General features: G+C 46.0%; 15 protein-coding genes and 1 pseudogene. 6 read left to right on the forward strand and 10 right to left on the reverse strand.

What is annotated here, in order from left to right; genetic code table 11:
- Positions 1 to 181 precede the first annotated feature (181 nt).
- From H6F63_RS01215 to H6F63_RS01235, 4 genes are all read left to right on the forward strand, one after another.
- Positions 182 to 1,018 (forward strand): hypothetical protein, encoded by an 837-nt coding sequence (locus H6F63_RS01215; RefSeq protein WP_190634184.1) that lies wholly within the window; start codon positions 182 to 184, stop codon positions 1,016 to 1,018.
- Positions 1,019 to 1,317: 299 nt separating this feature from the next.
- Entirely contained in the window at positions 1,318 to 1,551 is a 234-nt protein-coding gene (locus H6F63_RS01220; RefSeq protein WP_190634186.1) for a hypothetical protein, read from the forward strand.
- Positions 1,552 to 1,733: 182 nt separating this feature from the next.
- Positions 1,734 to 2,477 (forward strand): WD40 repeat domain-containing protein, encoded by a 744-nt coding sequence (locus tag H6F63_RS01230; RefSeq protein WP_190634188.1) that lies wholly within the window; start codon positions 1,734 to 1,736, stop codon positions 2,475 to 2,477.
- Positions 2,478 to 2,553: 76 nt separating this feature from the next.
- Positions 2,554 to 3,660: a WD40 repeat domain-containing protein gene (locus H6F63_RS01235; protein WP_190634190.1), complete on the forward strand. Its 1,107-nt coding sequence runs from the start codon at positions 2,554 to 2,556 to the stop codon at positions 3,658 to 3,660.
- A 188-nt stretch (positions 3,661 to 3,848) separates the two neighbouring features.
- Here the strand turns inward: H6F63_RS01235 and H6F63_RS01240 are convergent, their stop codons facing one another.
- Genes H6F63_RS01240 through H6F63_RS01250 form a run of 3 tightly spaced genes read right to left on the reverse strand, consistent with a single transcriptional unit; the run spans position 3,849 to position 6,932 of the window.
- The gene (locus H6F63_RS01240) at positions 3,849 to 4,556 is read right to left on the reverse strand and encodes a DevA family ABC transporter ATP-binding protein (protein ID WP_190634192.1); all 708 of its coding nucleotides are present in this window, start codon (positions 4,554 to 4,556) and stop codon (positions 3,849 to 3,851) included.
- A 10-nt stretch (positions 4,557 to 4,566) separates the two neighbouring features.
- A complete protein-coding gene (gene devC, locus H6F63_RS01245; protein WP_190634194.1) occupies positions 4,567 to 5,739 on the reverse strand; it encodes an ABC transporter permease DevC in 1,173 nt (390 codons plus the stop codon).
- Entirely contained in the window at positions 5,736 to 6,932 is a 1,197-nt protein-coding gene (locus H6F63_RS01250) for an ABC exporter membrane fusion protein (RefSeq protein WP_190634196.1), read from the reverse strand. The genes devC and H6F63_RS01250 overlap by 4 nt, the downstream gene beginning before the upstream one ends.
- A gap of 166 nt (positions 6,933 to 7,098) precedes the next feature.
- On the opposite strand from H6F63_RS01250, the gene H6F63_RS01255 reads away from it, so the two are divergent.
- Positions 7,099 to 7,716, forward strand: a complete 618-nt coding sequence (locus tag H6F63_RS01255; protein WP_190634198.1) for a TetR/AcrR family transcriptional regulator — start codon at positions 7,099 to 7,101, stop codon at positions 7,714 to 7,716.
- Here the strand turns inward: H6F63_RS01255 and H6F63_RS30815 are convergent.
- The 4 genes and pseudogenes from H6F63_RS30815 to H6F63_RS01275 all read right to left on the reverse strand — a co-directional run.
- Positions 7,641 to 7,861, reverse strand: a pseudogene (locus tag H6F63_RS30815) (hypothetical protein); the annotation flags it as partial. The gene H6F63_RS01255 and the pseudogene H6F63_RS30815 sit on opposite strands and share 76 nt — an antisense overlap.
- On the reverse strand, positions 7,858 to 8,337 hold the full coding sequence (locus tag H6F63_RS01265; RefSeq protein ID WP_190634200.1) for a class I SAM-dependent methyltransferase: 480 nt from the start codon (positions 8,335 to 8,337) through the stop codon (positions 7,858 to 7,860). The gene H6F63_RS01265 and the pseudogene H6F63_RS30815, both read right to left, overlap by 4 nt.
- Positions 8,338 to 8,448: 111 nt before the next feature.
- A complete protein-coding gene (locus H6F63_RS01270) occupies positions 8,449 to 9,765 on the reverse strand; it encodes a response regulator (protein WP_190634203.1) in 1,317 nt (438 codons plus the stop codon).
- A 49-nt stretch (positions 9,766 to 9,814) separates the two neighbouring features.
- Positions 9,815 to 12,205, reverse strand: a complete 2,391-nt coding sequence (locus H6F63_RS01275) for an MASE1 domain-containing protein (RefSeq protein WP_242019455.1) — start codon at positions 12,203 to 12,205, stop codon at positions 9,815 to 9,817.
- Between the two features lie 339 nt (positions 12,206 to 12,544).
- On the opposite strand from H6F63_RS01275, the gene H6F63_RS29150 reads away from it, so the two are divergent.
- Positions 12,545 to 12,820, forward strand: a complete 276-nt coding sequence (locus H6F63_RS29150; RefSeq protein ID WP_199297507.1) for a sodium-independent anion transporter — start codon at positions 12,545 to 12,547, stop codon at positions 12,818 to 12,820.
- A 148-nt stretch (positions 12,821 to 12,968) separates the two neighbouring features.
- On the opposite strand, the gene H6F63_RS01285 is transcribed toward H6F63_RS29150, so the two are convergent.
- The 3 genes from H6F63_RS01285 to H6F63_RS01295 form a co-directional block, all read right to left on the reverse strand.
- Positions 12,969 to 13,376, reverse strand: coding sequence for a VOC family protein (locus H6F63_RS01285; protein WP_190634207.1), 408 nt, complete (start codon positions 13,374 to 13,376; stop codon positions 12,969 to 12,971).
- A 121-nt stretch (positions 13,377 to 13,497) separates the two neighbouring features.
- Positions 13,498 to 13,998 carry an SRPBCC domain-containing protein gene (locus H6F63_RS01290; protein ID WP_199297517.1) on the reverse strand — a complete coding sequence of 167 codons (501 nt, stop codon included), beginning with the start codon at positions 13,996 to 13,998 and terminating at the stop codon, positions 13,498 to 13,500.
- Positions 13,988 to 14,332 carry a metalloregulator ArsR/SmtB family transcription factor gene (locus H6F63_RS01295; RefSeq protein WP_190439622.1) on the reverse strand — a complete coding sequence of 115 codons (345 nt, stop codon included), beginning with the start codon at positions 14,330 to 14,332 and terminating at the stop codon, positions 13,988 to 13,990. Before H6F63_RS01295 ends, H6F63_RS01290 begins: the two co-directional genes overlap by 11 nt.
- Positions 14,333 to 14,520: the final 188 nt, after the last annotated feature.

A 14,520-nucleotide genomic window follows, 5' to 3' on the forward strand; every position in this document is an offset into this window, starting at 1 on the left:
ACGTTGCTGAATATGGGAATGATTTTCCAAAATTTAGAGTGAGCCTTCGATGTTCCAGCGCTCGCTTCATATCTACATTCAGTAACACCGATAATTCCAACCCAGTTATGATTGAATTGTTTCTATCCTCTGTATCAAGACATTATATACTTGTTAAAACATTTAGATAAGGTACAAGACTGTGAATGAGAAATTTGCAGAGGTAGTCACCCAGTGTAGAAAACCGACTATCGAATTACTTAGGAAAGTGCTTGCAGCTAGACAAGGATTCTCTGAAATTGAAAGTAACTTCATTACATACATGGCTGGATTTTCTCATCATGAATTTGCAGAAAGTTTATTTTCGGATTTTAATTTATTTTTCTTAAAAGGAACTTCGATATTTTTTGATAAAGAAAATAATAAGTTTCACTTCAAAATATTATTATACGACCAAAATCATTACTGTAGTAAGTTACATATGGGAAGGATAGAGCGTGATTACAACTCTCCAATGTTTTGGAGTAAAATGGAATTCAGAGATAAAGATGGTTTATACATTGATAGCCTTGGAAAGCAGCTACGCGGATGTTCTGGAGAACAGGTCAGAGCGTACATCGCACAAGGAACATCAGGTATATCTGAAAATGTGGTGTCTTATCAAAGAGATTTGCAAGGTTATTGCGTAGTTACTCATTTCGTTAGAGCGGCTGAACCTAATACGGATATCAATGTAAAAACTGTTTTTAGCAGAGTCACAGCGTGCATTTTTATAAACACCTCCGAAAAATCTTTCTATAATCTGTCACTTTATCAATTTCAACACCGAACCGAGCTATACCCGTTACTAAAAAGTATATATTGGTATGTCATAGATGCCATACCGCCTGAAAAAGTTATAGATTTCCTACACAAAATTAAAGCCGATTTCAAGCTAATACAATATGCAGGTACAAAGCATGACTATCTTCAAGAAGTACTACCTGAGATTGAGCTGATGGTACTAGAGCGATGCAATCAACTTTTGAGAACTCCTTAAAGAGGAAATGGCGTTGCTGAGTGCAGGTATAAAGCTATCGCTAGAACCTCGAAGGCTCGTTCTAAATTTTAGGAAATCATACCCGTATTCAGCAACGCCACATAATTCACTCCTGCCAGTTCAAAAAAGCATCAATCATTTAGGTAAATAAACTGGGTGATGTGCAGCACATTACTTCGTTAAGGTCGGGCTGTTGTAACTGTTATGACAGAAACATTGGCGTATACAACTGCCGTCTTATTGGATTGTATCGGCTAGTAATAGAGTTGTTGTCCTACTAGAGCTACATACCTATCTATATGAAAAATCTCAACCAGTTGTCTTGGAAAAACGCGATCGCGCGTAGCGCAGCGCCAAAAGCGATCGCTCTGGCTGTTATGGCAACACTTGCCACTGGAGCGATTGCGCGGAGCGCAGCGCTGGAAGCGATCGCTAAACTCCCATCAACAGCCCAACCCTCAACCCAACCCAACCCAACTCAACAACACCAACCTCTAACTCCAAAAAAGACTTTGAGCAAATCTACGATTTAAGCGGGCATAAATACGATGTTAATTTCCTTGCCTTCAATCCGAATAGTCAAATCCTGGTTAGCCATAGCGCTGGTACGGCAATCAAGCTGTGGAACCTCAAGACAGGTAAGCTGCTGCGTACCCTGAATGAAAACGTATATGCCGCAGGTGTTGTTGCAATTACTCCCGATGCCCAAACCTTAGTGACTGTTGACCATAACCCACAGGCTAATAACAAAACGATTAAGGTGTGGAACCTGAAAACTAATAAACTTCTCCGCACCTTGAACGGTCATTCACAACCAGTAAATCACCTTGAAATTAGTGCCGATGGGCAAACTTTAGTAAGTGCCAGTAATGACAAGAAAGTGTTGGTGTGGAACCTGAAAACAGGCAAACGTCTACAGACCATCAATCCCCAATCAACGCCGATTCTGGCGATTGCCCTCAGCCCAAACGGTCAGCTGCTTGCGACTGGCGGTGGAGAGAGTGTGGATCAAAATACCAGTAAGGACACCAGCATTAAGCTATGGGATAGCAAGACGGGAAAACTACTGGGTACTCTCGAAGGACATACTAGCCCAATTGGTTCTATTGCGATCGCTCCCGATGGGCAGACTCTGGTCAGTGTTGCAGATTCCATCAAGATATGGAACCTGACAACAAAGCAGCTTTTGCACACATTACCCGGAGGTTCTGCTTCCATTTCAATTAGCCCTGATGGGCAGAAGCTGGTTACGGCTGCTTGGGATCATTCAGTCAAATTGTGGAATTTGCGGACTGGAACGTTAGTGAAAACCCTGTTTGAGCCTTCCATGAACGATCAATACGTTGGTCGCATATACGCAACCAGCATTGCCTTTAGCCCGGATGGAAAAACTATTGCCATCGGTTCTGGGGGTGTTTTGTCCACTTTTGGAATCAGGGTTTTGCGGGGGTCTTTTTGAAGTACCAGCCACCTTTTGGGAAGTTACCGTCATTTAGAGCAATCTGGTTAAAACGGCAGCGATATACCTATCTATAATGAAAAATCTCAACCAATTATCTTGGAAAAATGCGATCGCTCTGGCTGTTATGGCAACAATTGCCACTGGCGCGATTGCTAAACTCCCATCAACAGCGCAACCCTCAACCCAACCCAGCTCAACAACTCCAACAACCTCTAACTCCCAAAGAGACTTTGAGCAAATCTACGATTTATCCGGGCATAAAAACGATGTTACTTTTCTAACATTCAGCCGTGATGGTCAAATACTGGTCAGCCATAGTCCTGGTGAGACAATTAAACTGTGGAACCTCAAAACAGGTAAGCTGCTGCGTACCCTGAATGAAAAAGTATATGCCGCCGGTGTCGTTGCAATTACTCCCGATGTCCAAACCTTGGTGACGGTTGACCAGAAAGCACCCTTTAATAATGACAAAACGATTAAGGTGTGGAACCTGAAAACTAACAAACTTCTCCGCACCTTGAACGGGCATTCCCAACAGGTCAATCGCCTTGCGATCGCTGCGGATGGGCAAACTTTGGTAAGTGCCAGCGATGACAAGAAAGTATTGGTGTGGAACCTGAAAACAGGCAAACGGCTACAGACTATTAATCCACAATCAACTCCAATTCTGTCGATTGCCCTCAGCCCAAACGGTCAGATACTTGCGACTGGCGGTGGAGAGAGTGTGGATCAAAATACCAGTAAGGACACCAGCATTAAGCTATGGGATAGCAAGACGGGAAAACTGCTGGGTACTCTCGAAGGACATACTAGCCCAATTGGTTCTATTGCGATCGCCCCCGATGGGCAGACTCTGGTCAGTGTTACAGATTCCATCAAGATATGGAACCTGAGAACAAAGCAGCTTCTCCACACGATACCCGGAGGTTCCGGTTCCATTGCAATTAGCGCCGATGGGCAGAAGCTGCTTATTTCTTCTTGGGATTATTCAATGAAGTTGTGGAATTTGCGGACTGGAGGGCTACTTAAAACGCTGGTTGAGGCTTCGATTAACGACCAAACGCTTGGTCGCGTATACCCAAGCAGCATTGCTTTCAGTCCGGATGGCAAAACGATTGCAATTGGTATGGGGGGTGGTTTGTCCGATTTTGGAATCAGTGTTTTGCGGGGGTCTTTTTGAAGCGCCGATCGGCTTTTGATTAAGTTACCGTCATCTAGCGCAATAGAGTTAAAACGGCGTTTTAACTTGGAGATGGAGAGTTTCTCCCGATTGCGGATGCACAAAGCGAAGTTCCCTAGCGTACAGATGTAACCGACTGGCAGTTGCACGACATTCGTAAGATAGCCCAATATCGTTACAAATAATTTCTATGTAACCGCTGCAACCTGGGCAGTATCACTTATTAAGTGTCCATCTTCCATGTGAACAATGCGATCGGCAATATCCAAAATGCGGTTGTCGTGAGTGACCAGTAGAATGGTGCAACCTTGTTCTTTTGCCAGTGTTTGCATCAGGCTAACGACTTCACGACCGGATTTGCTATCGAGAGCAGCAGTCGGTTCGTCAGCAAGAATTAGTTTGGGATGACTGACCAAGGCGCGGGCGATCGCTACTCGCTGCTTTTGTCCACCCGACAGATCGGCGGGATAGTAATTGATCCGATTTCCCAATCCTACCTGTTCTAGTATTTCGGCTGAGCGCTGGCGCATCTGGTGCAAAGAAATATCCTTGTGCAACTCTAAGCCCATCTTGACGTTCTGGAGTGCCGTTAAGCTACCGTGCAAGTTGTGCGCCTGAAAGATATAACCATTGTGCCGTCGTGCTTGTACCAGTGCTGTCGGATTTGCACCACAAAGTTCTTGTCCTAACACCTTGAGACTACCGGATTGGGCAGATCGCAATCCACCCACTAAAGTTAGCAGCGTGGTTTTGCCGGAACCAGAAGGGCCGGTCATGATGATAATCTCACCAGCATTAATTTCTAAACTGATGTCAAATAAAACTTGTTTGCGGAGTTGACCTTGACCAAAATAGTGATCGAGGTTGTGGATACAGATGACAGGTTGAAGAGACATAAATATAAACCTAAAACATATCAGCCGGGTCAGCCGATTGCAATTTGCGGGTAGCGATCGCTCCTGACAAGGTACACATCACCATCGTCAACATCAACACGAAAATTCCTCGTGCCACAGTCATGTACAGAGGCAAATTCGTCGCATTACGAGTCAGGCGGTACAGTCCTGCGGAAATGGCAATACTAGGGATAAAACCGATGATTGCCAAGATAACGGCTTCTTCAAACACCACCATGAGTAGGTAGCGATTGCGATAGCCCATTGCCTTGAAAGTGGCGTATTCTCCCATGTGAGCGTTCACATCTGTTGAGAGAACTTGGTAGACAATGATGACGCCAACAATGAAGCCCATTGTCACGCCCAAGTTAAAAATAAATCCAATCGGTGTATTCTTTGCCCAGTAGCTTCTTTCAAACTCGATAAATTCCTGCCGAGTCAAAACCTGAACATCATTTGGCAAGTGTGCTTTCAAAGCTTGTACCGTTTGCACTGGATCGGTTCCGGGTTGCAGTTGCAATAAGCCGACACTGACGCTGCTTGCCTGTCTGCGGGGAAACAACCGCAGAAAGTTTTGGTCGCTGGTAATCAGGTGTCCGTCTGCACCAAAGGAAGATCCGATGCGGATTTTGCCAGCAACGGTAACACTATGGCGCTCAATTTCTGTCTTCAGTGGCTGGTTTTGTTCGAGTTGCGCGATCGCTGCTTTGTAGTCTCCACGGCTACCGCTGTCAAACAAAACTGTGTTAGGCAGCTTAATCAGGTTTAATTGTTGGTTAATGTCTGGTTGCTCAAAGACTGAGCTGTTAGGGTCAAATCCCAACATCAGCATACTCGTTTCGCGCTGGGTGGTCGGATGCTTCCAGTTCACCATGTTGGCGTAGAGCGCTTCCGCAGACTGAACGCCGGGAATATCCATCGACTGGTACAAACGCCGTCGCGGGAAGGACGACATATTTGATAGATTGCGAGCTTGAGGGCTGAGCAGAACGACATCGGCGCGAACGCTATTGTGGACAAGAACGGCACTGTTGAATAGCGCACTCTGAAACCCTAACTGCATCAACATCAAGACATCTGCAAACACAACACCCGCACACGCTACGACCAGTTTTCCTTTTTGATGACTCAGTTGCAGCCATCCTAAAGGTGTCCGGCGTTGGAGTTGTTGGAAGCCAATCATAATTCAATGACCACCTTAACTTGCTGATTCGTTAGTCGGGCAGCCTTGCTACTTGAGCCTGCATCCAGACGGATTTTGACTTCTACAATGCGCCCATCAATATTGGCGGATGGATCGCTATTCACAATGTCTTGGCGCAGCACTTTGTAGCCAACCTGTTCGACAGTACCGTTGAGTTCGCTGTCAATGGAGTCACTACTCACCCGCGCAGTTTGCCCTGGACGGATGTTCTTGATGTCACTCTGATAAACTTCTGCAATCGCAAACATCTGTTGCGTTCGCCCAATTTCGGCAATCCCGTCATTGCTAATTAGTTCGCCGGGACGGGTGTAGATTTTGAGGATTTGACCATCTTGAGGCGATCGCACGGATGCCTGCTCTAAGTTTGCCTTGGCTTGCTCAACGGCTGCTAAGGCTTGTCTGACATCAGCTTGAGCTACCTGCACGTCTACTGGACGCACCTCTGCAATTCGATCCAGGGTGGCGCGGGCTTCATTCAGTTGCTGTTGGCGAGAATTGCGAGTGCGATCGCGGGCGGCTTGCGCTTCTTGGAGTTGTTTTTGGGCAGTTGTAAGTGTCAGTCGCTTACTATCGCGCTGGGATGCCGAAACCGCTCCGTTCTGGTAAAGCAATGCGTAGCGGTGGTACTCCACCTGTGCATTTTGGACTTCCGCTTCCAGACGGGCAACGGTAGCGGCTTGCGCGTTCAAGTCCCCAACCCGTTCAGCTTCCAGTTGGGCAATCTGGGAGCGTTGCGCCTGGATTTCGCCCGTCTTCGCTCCTGCACGCACCTGATCCAGTTTGGCTTGGGCAACTCGTACCTGTTCTTGTGCCTGCATCACAGATGCCTGGAGGCGATCGCGACTGTTGAGTATCGCGATAACTTGTCCTTTACGAACGCGATCGCCTTCCTTGACTAACAGTTGATCCACTCGATTCCCCTCAGCAGATGTGGGTGCAGAAAGCGCGATCGCTTCACCCTCTGGCTCTAGCCGTCCCAACGCCGTCACGGTTTTGATTTGGGGCGTACTGATCACTGTGGATTCGATGGGACTGGATTGCTGGATACGCCCTTGCCAAACGGTATAGGCCATCACTCCACCTGTTGCCAGCGTTGCAGCGATCGCCAGCAGAGTCAGTGGTCGAGAAAGACGTTTAGAGGATGGATTACCTGCTGCTACTTCTTGCATCATCTGTCAGATTCCCCAGTTCTAGGAAGGGACTAAACTAAACGGTTTAGTTTTCATACAACTAAACTAAACCGTTTAGTACAATAACGTCAAGGGAGTCCTGAAAATTCTCTAGAACTCCTCAAAGCGAATACCTCTAGAATGACTGTGGCAATCAGATCAGGAATGAATGAGACGGACGAAGATGACGGAACCGAAGCAGGATGGGTTAGCAGAGAAAGCCGAACAGATATTGGCAGGCGCAATGCAAGAGTTTCTGGTGCATGGCTATGCCGCGACTAGCATGGATCGGGTGGCGAAGACGGCTGGCGTATCCAAACCAACGGTTTACACCTACTTTCAAGATAAAGAAGGACTGTTCACTGCCCTCGTCCAACGGTTTGCTCAGAGAAAGTTTTCCATCATCCAACGTTTTCTGCCGTCGGAAGGAGATGCTTTCGTGGTGCTGCGGCAGCTATTAACGAAGGCACTGAATGAGATCATTTGCGATAGTGAAGAAATTGCCCTGTTGCGGCTAATTATTGGCGAGTCTGGACGTTTTCCCGAACTGGCGCAAATATTTGTTCGGACGTTGGTAAAACCGGGCGTTGAAACCTTGAGCCAGTATCTGGCATCGAGCCCAAACTTAAAGATTGCCGATCCTGAAGCAACCGCACGCATTTTTTTAGGTGCATTAGTTCATTTCATGATGGTACAGAAAATGCTTCACGGTCAGGATATTCTGCCGATGGAGAGCGATCGCCTGATCGATAGCTTAATGAATCTTCTCAAGGAATCCGAAGCTTGAGCGGAGTTGATATTAGCAACGGTTTGCACATCCTTGTCACCCCGAACAGTTGATGACAGTTCGGGGACTACCGATTGAGTTGTGGGCAAATATCTAGATATGCGATCGCATAAGCTGTTTCCAGTGCTGGAATAATTCTTTTTAGCGGGACTTAAACCCCTTCGTTGTCTCCGCCCCTACCTGTCCCGGTTCTGCAATGTCGAAGACAAAGACACCCGGAGGAATTAATGCCCGATAGATGCGACGGAAGAGTTGATTTAACGTTTGGCGATCGTTGTCTGGATCGAACAGGTAGTGAAGGCATTCACTGATAGAGGTAACAGCGCTACACGGCGGGATGTCAGTTTTGAACAGGGACTCGACCCGAAACTCCGCATTCGGTACTCGTGTTCGAGCGATCGCGATCGCAGAGTCAGAGATATCAACTCCCAAAACCCGATAGTGAGTCTTTTCAAGTTCTTGTGTCCACAACCCAGTTCCGCAACCCAAATCCACCACTAAACCTTTTCGTATATTGCTCCGATCCAAAATTTCTAATATACCGGGAGCAGATTTAAGAGCGTAGTCACTAAAACCAACGTTGTGAATAAACGCGAGGTCTTCTTTGTACCACTCTGTCATATTGTCACCTTCGCACCAGTAGTCTGACTCATGAATTTACAGTTGGCACTGATGAGCAAAACCATATCTGATTGAGGCATTGATTAATCTGATGTACCTCTAGAGACTAGATTACACAATCGGAAGCGCGATCGCAAACTCTGTGCCTCCTCCCCATTCAGAATTTACTTCTATCGTTCCTCCGTGCTTTTCAACAATAATTTGATGAGCGATCGTCAGTCCTAAACCTGTTCCTTTTCCAACGGGTTTAGTCGTGAATAGATGGTCAAAGATACGTTGTTTGACATCTTTCGTCATTCCCATCCCATTATCTACAATTCGGATTGCAACCTGCTGTTCATTCTTCATTTCTGTTTCAACGATAATTTGGTTTGGACTTGCTTTAATCGCTTCATAACTGCGCCCCAGGTTCGCTTCTTCCAAGGCGTCGATCGCATTTGCCAAAATATTCATAAATACCTGATTGAGTTGTCCTAAATAACACTCGACTTTAGGAATTTCAGCGTATTTTTTGATTACTTGAATTGCCGGACGATAATCCTGAGCTTTCAAACGATGTTGCAAAATCATCAGGGTACTTTCAAGTCCCTCATGGATGTTAACTGATACCTTGCAATCTACATCAGCACGCGAGAATGTTCTAAGTGATGTACTAATGTTGCGAATTCGCTCAATTCCTGTCTGCATAGACAAGAACATTTTAGGTAAATCTTCTAGAAGATATTCAATATCAATCTCTTCAGCTTTTTGTTCTATTTGTATGCCAGGATTAGGAAATGTGGTTTGATAAAGACGGATATAATCGACTGCATCTTTAACAGCAAGATTAGCTTGCTCTAAATTGCCAGTAATACAACCTACTGGATTATTAATTTCATGAGCGATACCGGCAACTAACTGACCAATTGTAGATAGTTTTTCATTCTGAATTAGCTGCAATTGTGTTTTTTTAAGTTCTTGTAGGGTGTAGGTTAATTCAGATGTACGTTTTTCAACAACTTGCTCAAGTTCTTGTTTTTGTTGTTCGAGTTCCAAACTTAAACGTCGAATTTTTAAGTGGGTTTGAATCCGCGCAAGTGCTTCTTCTTGGCGAAACGGTTTGGTAATATAGTCTACGGCACCTAAATTTAACCCTTTTACTTTATCTGTCGTATCAGTCATTGCCGTCATGAAAATTACTGGAATGTTTTTTGTAGACGGATCGAACTGCAATTTACGGCAGGTTTCAAATCCATCTATTCCTGGCATCTGGACATCCAGTAAAATCAAGTCTGGCTGATAACTCTTGGCTTGCTCCATTCCACCAAAACCATCCATTTCTACCAAGACTTCATAGCCAGAAGAAGCCAAAGTATTATATAAGACTTCTAGATTGGTTGGATTATCATCAATTACTAAAATAATTTCATGACTGGAATTTAATAACATAGTTTAATGGCTCCTGCGGTTAAATATTGGTGTATTTATAGATGGGCAGTCACCCGACTTTTTCCTGAAGAAATTGGCGAATTTTCCGAATATTAAATTCTTTAACTAAAGAACTTAATTTGCTTACAAATGGCTGATAGCTTTCATCTAGTTTGGAAAGTCGTTCCAGTTCGTTTTGAATGCCTTTGATTTGTCCTCGCTTGGCAAATTCCAGTAGGCTCGACAGTTCAGATAAGGGTGGCACAACGAGTTCGGTTGGTCTTGTGTCTACGAAGCGGGTTGCGATCGCTGATTCAATAGGGTTTGGCTCCGCATAGATCCAGTCTAGTTGTAGATGTTTTGCCAAGATGTGATATAAATCCTCGGCTTGCAAGGGTTTAGCTAGAAAATCGTTGCCGCCTGCTGCTAGGCTTTTCTGGCGATCGGTATCGTAAACGCTTGCCGATGACACAATGACTGGCACATCCTTGAACGTTTCTGACTGGCGCAGAAGCGCGAGAAAATCCCAACCGTTCATGTTGGGCATGAGTAGGTCAGTAATAATCAAATCTGGTTGAACTTGATGCGCCTTCTCCAAGCCTTCCCGTCCATCACTGGCTTCAATGACGGTGAATCCCAACGGTTGCAGCAAGTTAACAAAGACCGAGCGATTTTCCCATCGATCGTCCAGAATTAAGATGCTTCTGCGATCGCCTGTATAACCCGTAATGCGTCCTGCTTTGTTCAGTGTGTTGGTTGCTATCGAGTTTGTTACTAAAGCACACTCGATCTCAAACTCAAACGTACTACCGACATTTAGTAAGCTCTTAACGTGGATGTCTCCTCCCATTATCTCGACAATTTTTTTGCTGATGGCAAGTCCTAATCCAGTCCCCTCCGCTTGTCGCTTGAGATCACCAACCTGCTCGAAGGGGAGGAAAATTTGTTCTAGTTGCTCTGGTGACATTCCAATGCCAGTGTCCTCTACAACAAAGCGAAGTCGAGTCAACGAGGGTTGCAGCGAATTTTCAGTCACCTCTACTCGTAATGTGACGCTACCGGAGTCTGTAAACTTGATAGCATTGCCCAAGAGGTTCAGCAGCACTTGTCGCAAGCGTTTATGATCGGTGGCGATCGCTGTGGGCAGATTATCGGGTGGCTGATAAATGAACTGAATGCCTTTTTGCTCGGCGCGAATGCGGCAAATTTCCTCGACTCCTTGCAGGAAGGCAGACAGATGTACATCGCTCAGATGCAGTTCCATCTTCCGGGCTTCGATTTTGGAGAGATCGAGAACGTCTTCGATTAGCGTTAGCAAATGAGAGCCGCAATTATAGATAATTTCGATGCCGTGTTGTTGCTGTTCGGTAAGATTGGGGGCAGCAGAAAGAACTTGAGCATACCCCAGGACACCGTTGAGAGGGGTGCGTAGTTCGTGGCTCATGTTAGCAAGAAATTCACTTTTAGCTTGGTTGGCAATTTCGGCAGAATTTTTCGCCTCATTGAGTTCAGTCGTCCGTTCTTCGACTCGTTGCTCCAATTCATCATTCGCTTGCCGGAGTTTTCTTTCTGCCTTACGGTTTTCACTCGTCACCGCAGAGATGACAAATGTGATGATTGCGATGACGCAAATAAACGATTGCAGCAAGATGAGCGATTCATTGGGCGAGGCTTGTTTGGCAAACGAACCGAAACCGCGAACGGTGCCAAAAACTGCGATCGCTGACACAATTAGCACGAGTAGCGTTGATATCCGCGCTTCAAACCGAAACGCCGACCAAATCAGTGGGGGAATTACCATGTATTCGATTGGATATCCTCCCGAAAAAGCTATATGGTCGAGCGCGATTACCCAGACTAATACAAATACAAACTCTATAATTTCTTGCTTGTTAAATTTTCTGGGATGTTCAGATTTTTGCCACCATGCCAGCAATAGGGGTGTAACGACCAAAATGCCCGTGCTATCTGATGCCAACCAGGTACGAAACACTTCTGCAAAGGCTGTCCAGGGAGCAATCCCACTTGTGCAAAGCGTGACGGCGGCTAGGAGAGAACTGAGCAGGGGGGTGGGGATGGTCAGGATGATAAATTTAAAAACATCTTGCGATCGCTCTAAAAAATTGTGGCGTTTGATGAAGCGATTAATTAGAAAAGTCCCGCTGAATGGAGTGAGCAGGTTGACAGCGGGAATAATCAGACTGATTAAAAGATTGTTTGGGAAAAAAAGAATATGACTAACAATGTAATCACTCACAAATAAAATCGGCCAGACGCGATAGCCCAGTATCAGCATTGCTGCCAAAAAGACACCGAGTGAAGGCCAAAATACGGAGGCACCATTGACAAATGTCGTGGATAATCCTACGTATCCTAAATAGAGGTGAACAGCCGGAATTACCAGTGCTGCTATCAAGAAAGTGCGGTCGAGTTTAACTGGGAATTTCTGCTTTATTGCCATTGGCTGCATTTCCGGTCTCCGCGCACATACCATAAGAGCAGCCAATCTCTAGAAAGGCTGCTACCCTTATAGTTCCCAAATTAAATTTGAAGTTAACAGCGGGTGAGATTGAGATAGGTTAAGCCACAGAAATCTTAATTGGGGCTAAGGCAAGGACTCCTGCGTTTCAGATCATTTTGAAACTTACTCAGCTTGCCGAGGAGTCCTGCCCTCTTAATTTATTGATAAGTTTGCGCGGATGTTGGACGCGATCGCGTCCAAGCCATTACCGACCCGGCTCAATCTCCGAATCTGACTCCTGCCGAGAAAGACATCTTAACCCAGGCTGGGGGAGACATTTTGCTATTCCAATTGGGCGGCCCCTTGAGCTTTGGAGCCGCCAAGATTATCTCTCAACGAATGGCAATCGTCAAAGACTATCTAGCACTGGTGGTGGATTTGAGCGAAGTCCCATCGATTGGTGTTACGGCTGCCTTAGCAATCGAAACAATGGTGGAGGATGCAGTAAAACAGCAACGTCATGTATGGATTGTCGTCACACCCGGACAAGTTCAGCGACGCATTGAGAAACTGAAATTACAACGATTTTCCGCAGCAGTGCAGCCAACAGCTTAAATGGACAAACTGGTTCCATACCGCCACAAATTTACCAACTAGAAAACCGCTTCCAAGCGTTGCAATCTGCATTGGCGATCGCTCAACCCGAAATTCCTTTCACCACCACAACGATCGACCCTTGAATGGCATTCCTCTGATTCCATTTTCAACCTTGATTTATTGCACTAGGTTCCATGTAGACAAGTTCCCAAATGTGGCTATCTAAATCTTGAAACCCATGTCCGTACATAAAACCGTGGTCTTGTGGTTCCTTGTAAGTTGATCCACCAGCGGCGACTGCCTTGCGAACCATTTCATCGACTTGTTCTCGGCTGTCAGAAGATAAGCAAACCAGCACTTCAGTGCTTTTGGTTGCATCACAAATTTCTTTCGGAGTAAACGTCTTAAACTTGTCGTGAGTCAATAGCATCACGAAGATGTCATCGCTGACAATCATGCAGGTAGCCGTTTCATCAGTAAATTGAGCGTTAAAACTGAAGCCAAGTTTCGTAAAAAACTCGACAGACTGATTGAGGTCTTTTACAGGCAGATTCACGAAAATTTTAGTAGTCATGTTTTCTCCTTTTGAGAGTTCATTGCATATATGGAAGTATCGGTAAGGCGACGCTAATGTTCCGCTTGAGTCGTTTCACAAAAGACCACCAGTTGACCGTCTCATGGGTGGCAAGGGAGACTCAAGCCGTCACCAAAAACTCATCAAGACAGTCAAAGCTGGAGTTCCACCCTCCAATAACCCCCATCTCCTCATGCTTCCGGCGGTCTTCGGCAGACTCATGCACAATGCGGAGTGTGAGCTTGGTCTTGCCGTCCAAATCCTCGAAAAGCGCTGTCATCACGATTCCCTTTGGCAGATCGGCGTTCACGACCTTTTCAAAGCCTTCATCAAATTCATCACTGCTAACAATCCGTTCAAGAGGCACAATTTCGCGGAAGACACCTTTAACCGGATACTCTGTGCCGTCTGGGCCAATCATGACGTAGCGCGATTTACCCCCTGGACGCAGATCCAGGGGGTAAATCACCTTGGTCGTGAAGCCTTTGGGCCCCCACCACTGCGCTACGTGTTTTGGGTCAGTCCACGCCTTGAACACCAGTTCACGGGGTGCGTTGAAGACGCGAGTGATGACGATCTCGCGATCGCTTTGAGCATCAATGGAATCATTTTTATTGCCCATCTTGTTTCTCCTGGGTTTGTAACTCGTGCAGGTAATCATCCAGCCGATTAAGTCTCTCTTCCCAAAATTGGCGATATTGCTCGATCCAATCCGCCGCATCCTTAAGTGGCTCCGCTTTGAGCTGGCAGGGTCGCCATTGAGCCTCCCGACCCCGCGTGATCAGTCCAGCACGCTCCAGCACCTTGAGATGCTTGGAAATGGCAGGAAGGCTCATCTCAAAGGGTTTAGCTAATTCAGTAACCGATGCCTCACCCTTGGCAAGGTGGGCCAGGATGGCACGCCGGGTGGGATCAGCAAGGGCGGCAAAGGTGACGCTCAGTTGATCGGAAGACACTTTTATTTAACCATGCAGCTAATTAACTACAAAGTTAAATAAAGTATCCAAGAATGTCAAGTGCTGATTTAAGCGATCGCTTGAACTCTTACATTGCAGTAGGGTATCCCTTGACAGTCACTGCCACGCCGGGATAGAAGCAGGGCTGGATTTGCAAGATGCCCAAGGTCAACGCAACGGCGGCAGAT

The sequence above is a fragment of the Trichocoleus sp. FACHB-40 genome (genome assembly GCF_014695915.1).
Taxonomy (GTDB): domain Bacteria; phylum Cyanobacteriota; class Cyanobacteriia; order Cyanobacteriales; family FACHB-T130; genus Funiculus; species Funiculus sociatus.

Bases quoted from the DNA above. Each gene is read 5' to 3' on its own strand.
- H6F63_RS01220 (WP_190634186.1), top strand. From the start codon at position 1,318: ATGAAAAATCTCAACCAGTTGTCTTGGAAAAACGCGATCGCGCGTAGC.
- H6F63_RS01235 (WP_190634190.1), top strand. From the start codon at position 2,554: ATGAAAAATCTCAACCAATTATCTTGGAAAAATGCGATCGCTCTGGCT.
- H6F63_RS01240 (WP_190634192.1), bottom strand. From the start codon at position 4,556: ATGTCTCTTCAACCTGTCATCTGTATCCACAACCTCGATCACTATTTT.
- devC (WP_190634194.1), bottom strand. From the start codon at position 5,739: ATGATTGGCTTCCAACAACTCCAACGCCGGACACCTTTAGGATGGCTG.
- H6F63_RS01250 (WP_190634196.1), bottom strand. From the start codon at position 6,932: ATGATGCAAGAAGTAGCAGCAGGTAATCCATCCTCTAAACGTCTTTCT.
- H6F63_RS01255 (WP_190634198.1), top strand. From the start codon at position 7,099: ATGAGACGGACGAAGATGACGGAACCGAAGCAGGATGGGTTAGCAGAG.
- H6F63_RS01265 (WP_190634200.1), bottom strand. From the start codon at position 8,337: ATGACAGAGTGGTACAAAGAAGACCTCGCGTTTATTCACAACGTTGGT.
- H6F63_RS01270 (WP_190634203.1), bottom strand. From the start codon at position 9,765: ATGTTATTAAATTCCAGTCATGAAATTATTTTAGTAATTGATGATAAT.
- H6F63_RS01275 (WP_242019455.1), bottom strand. From the start codon at position 12,205: ATGGCAATAAAGCAGAAATTCCCAGTTAAACTCGACCGCACTTTCTTG.
- H6F63_RS01285 (WP_190634207.1), bottom strand. From the start codon at position 13,376: ATGACTACTAAAATTTTCGTGAATCTGCCTGTAAAAGACCTCAATCAG.
- H6F63_RS01290 (WP_199297517.1), bottom strand. From the start codon at position 13,998: ATGGGCAATAAAAATGATTCCATTGATGCTCAAAGCGATCGCGAGATC.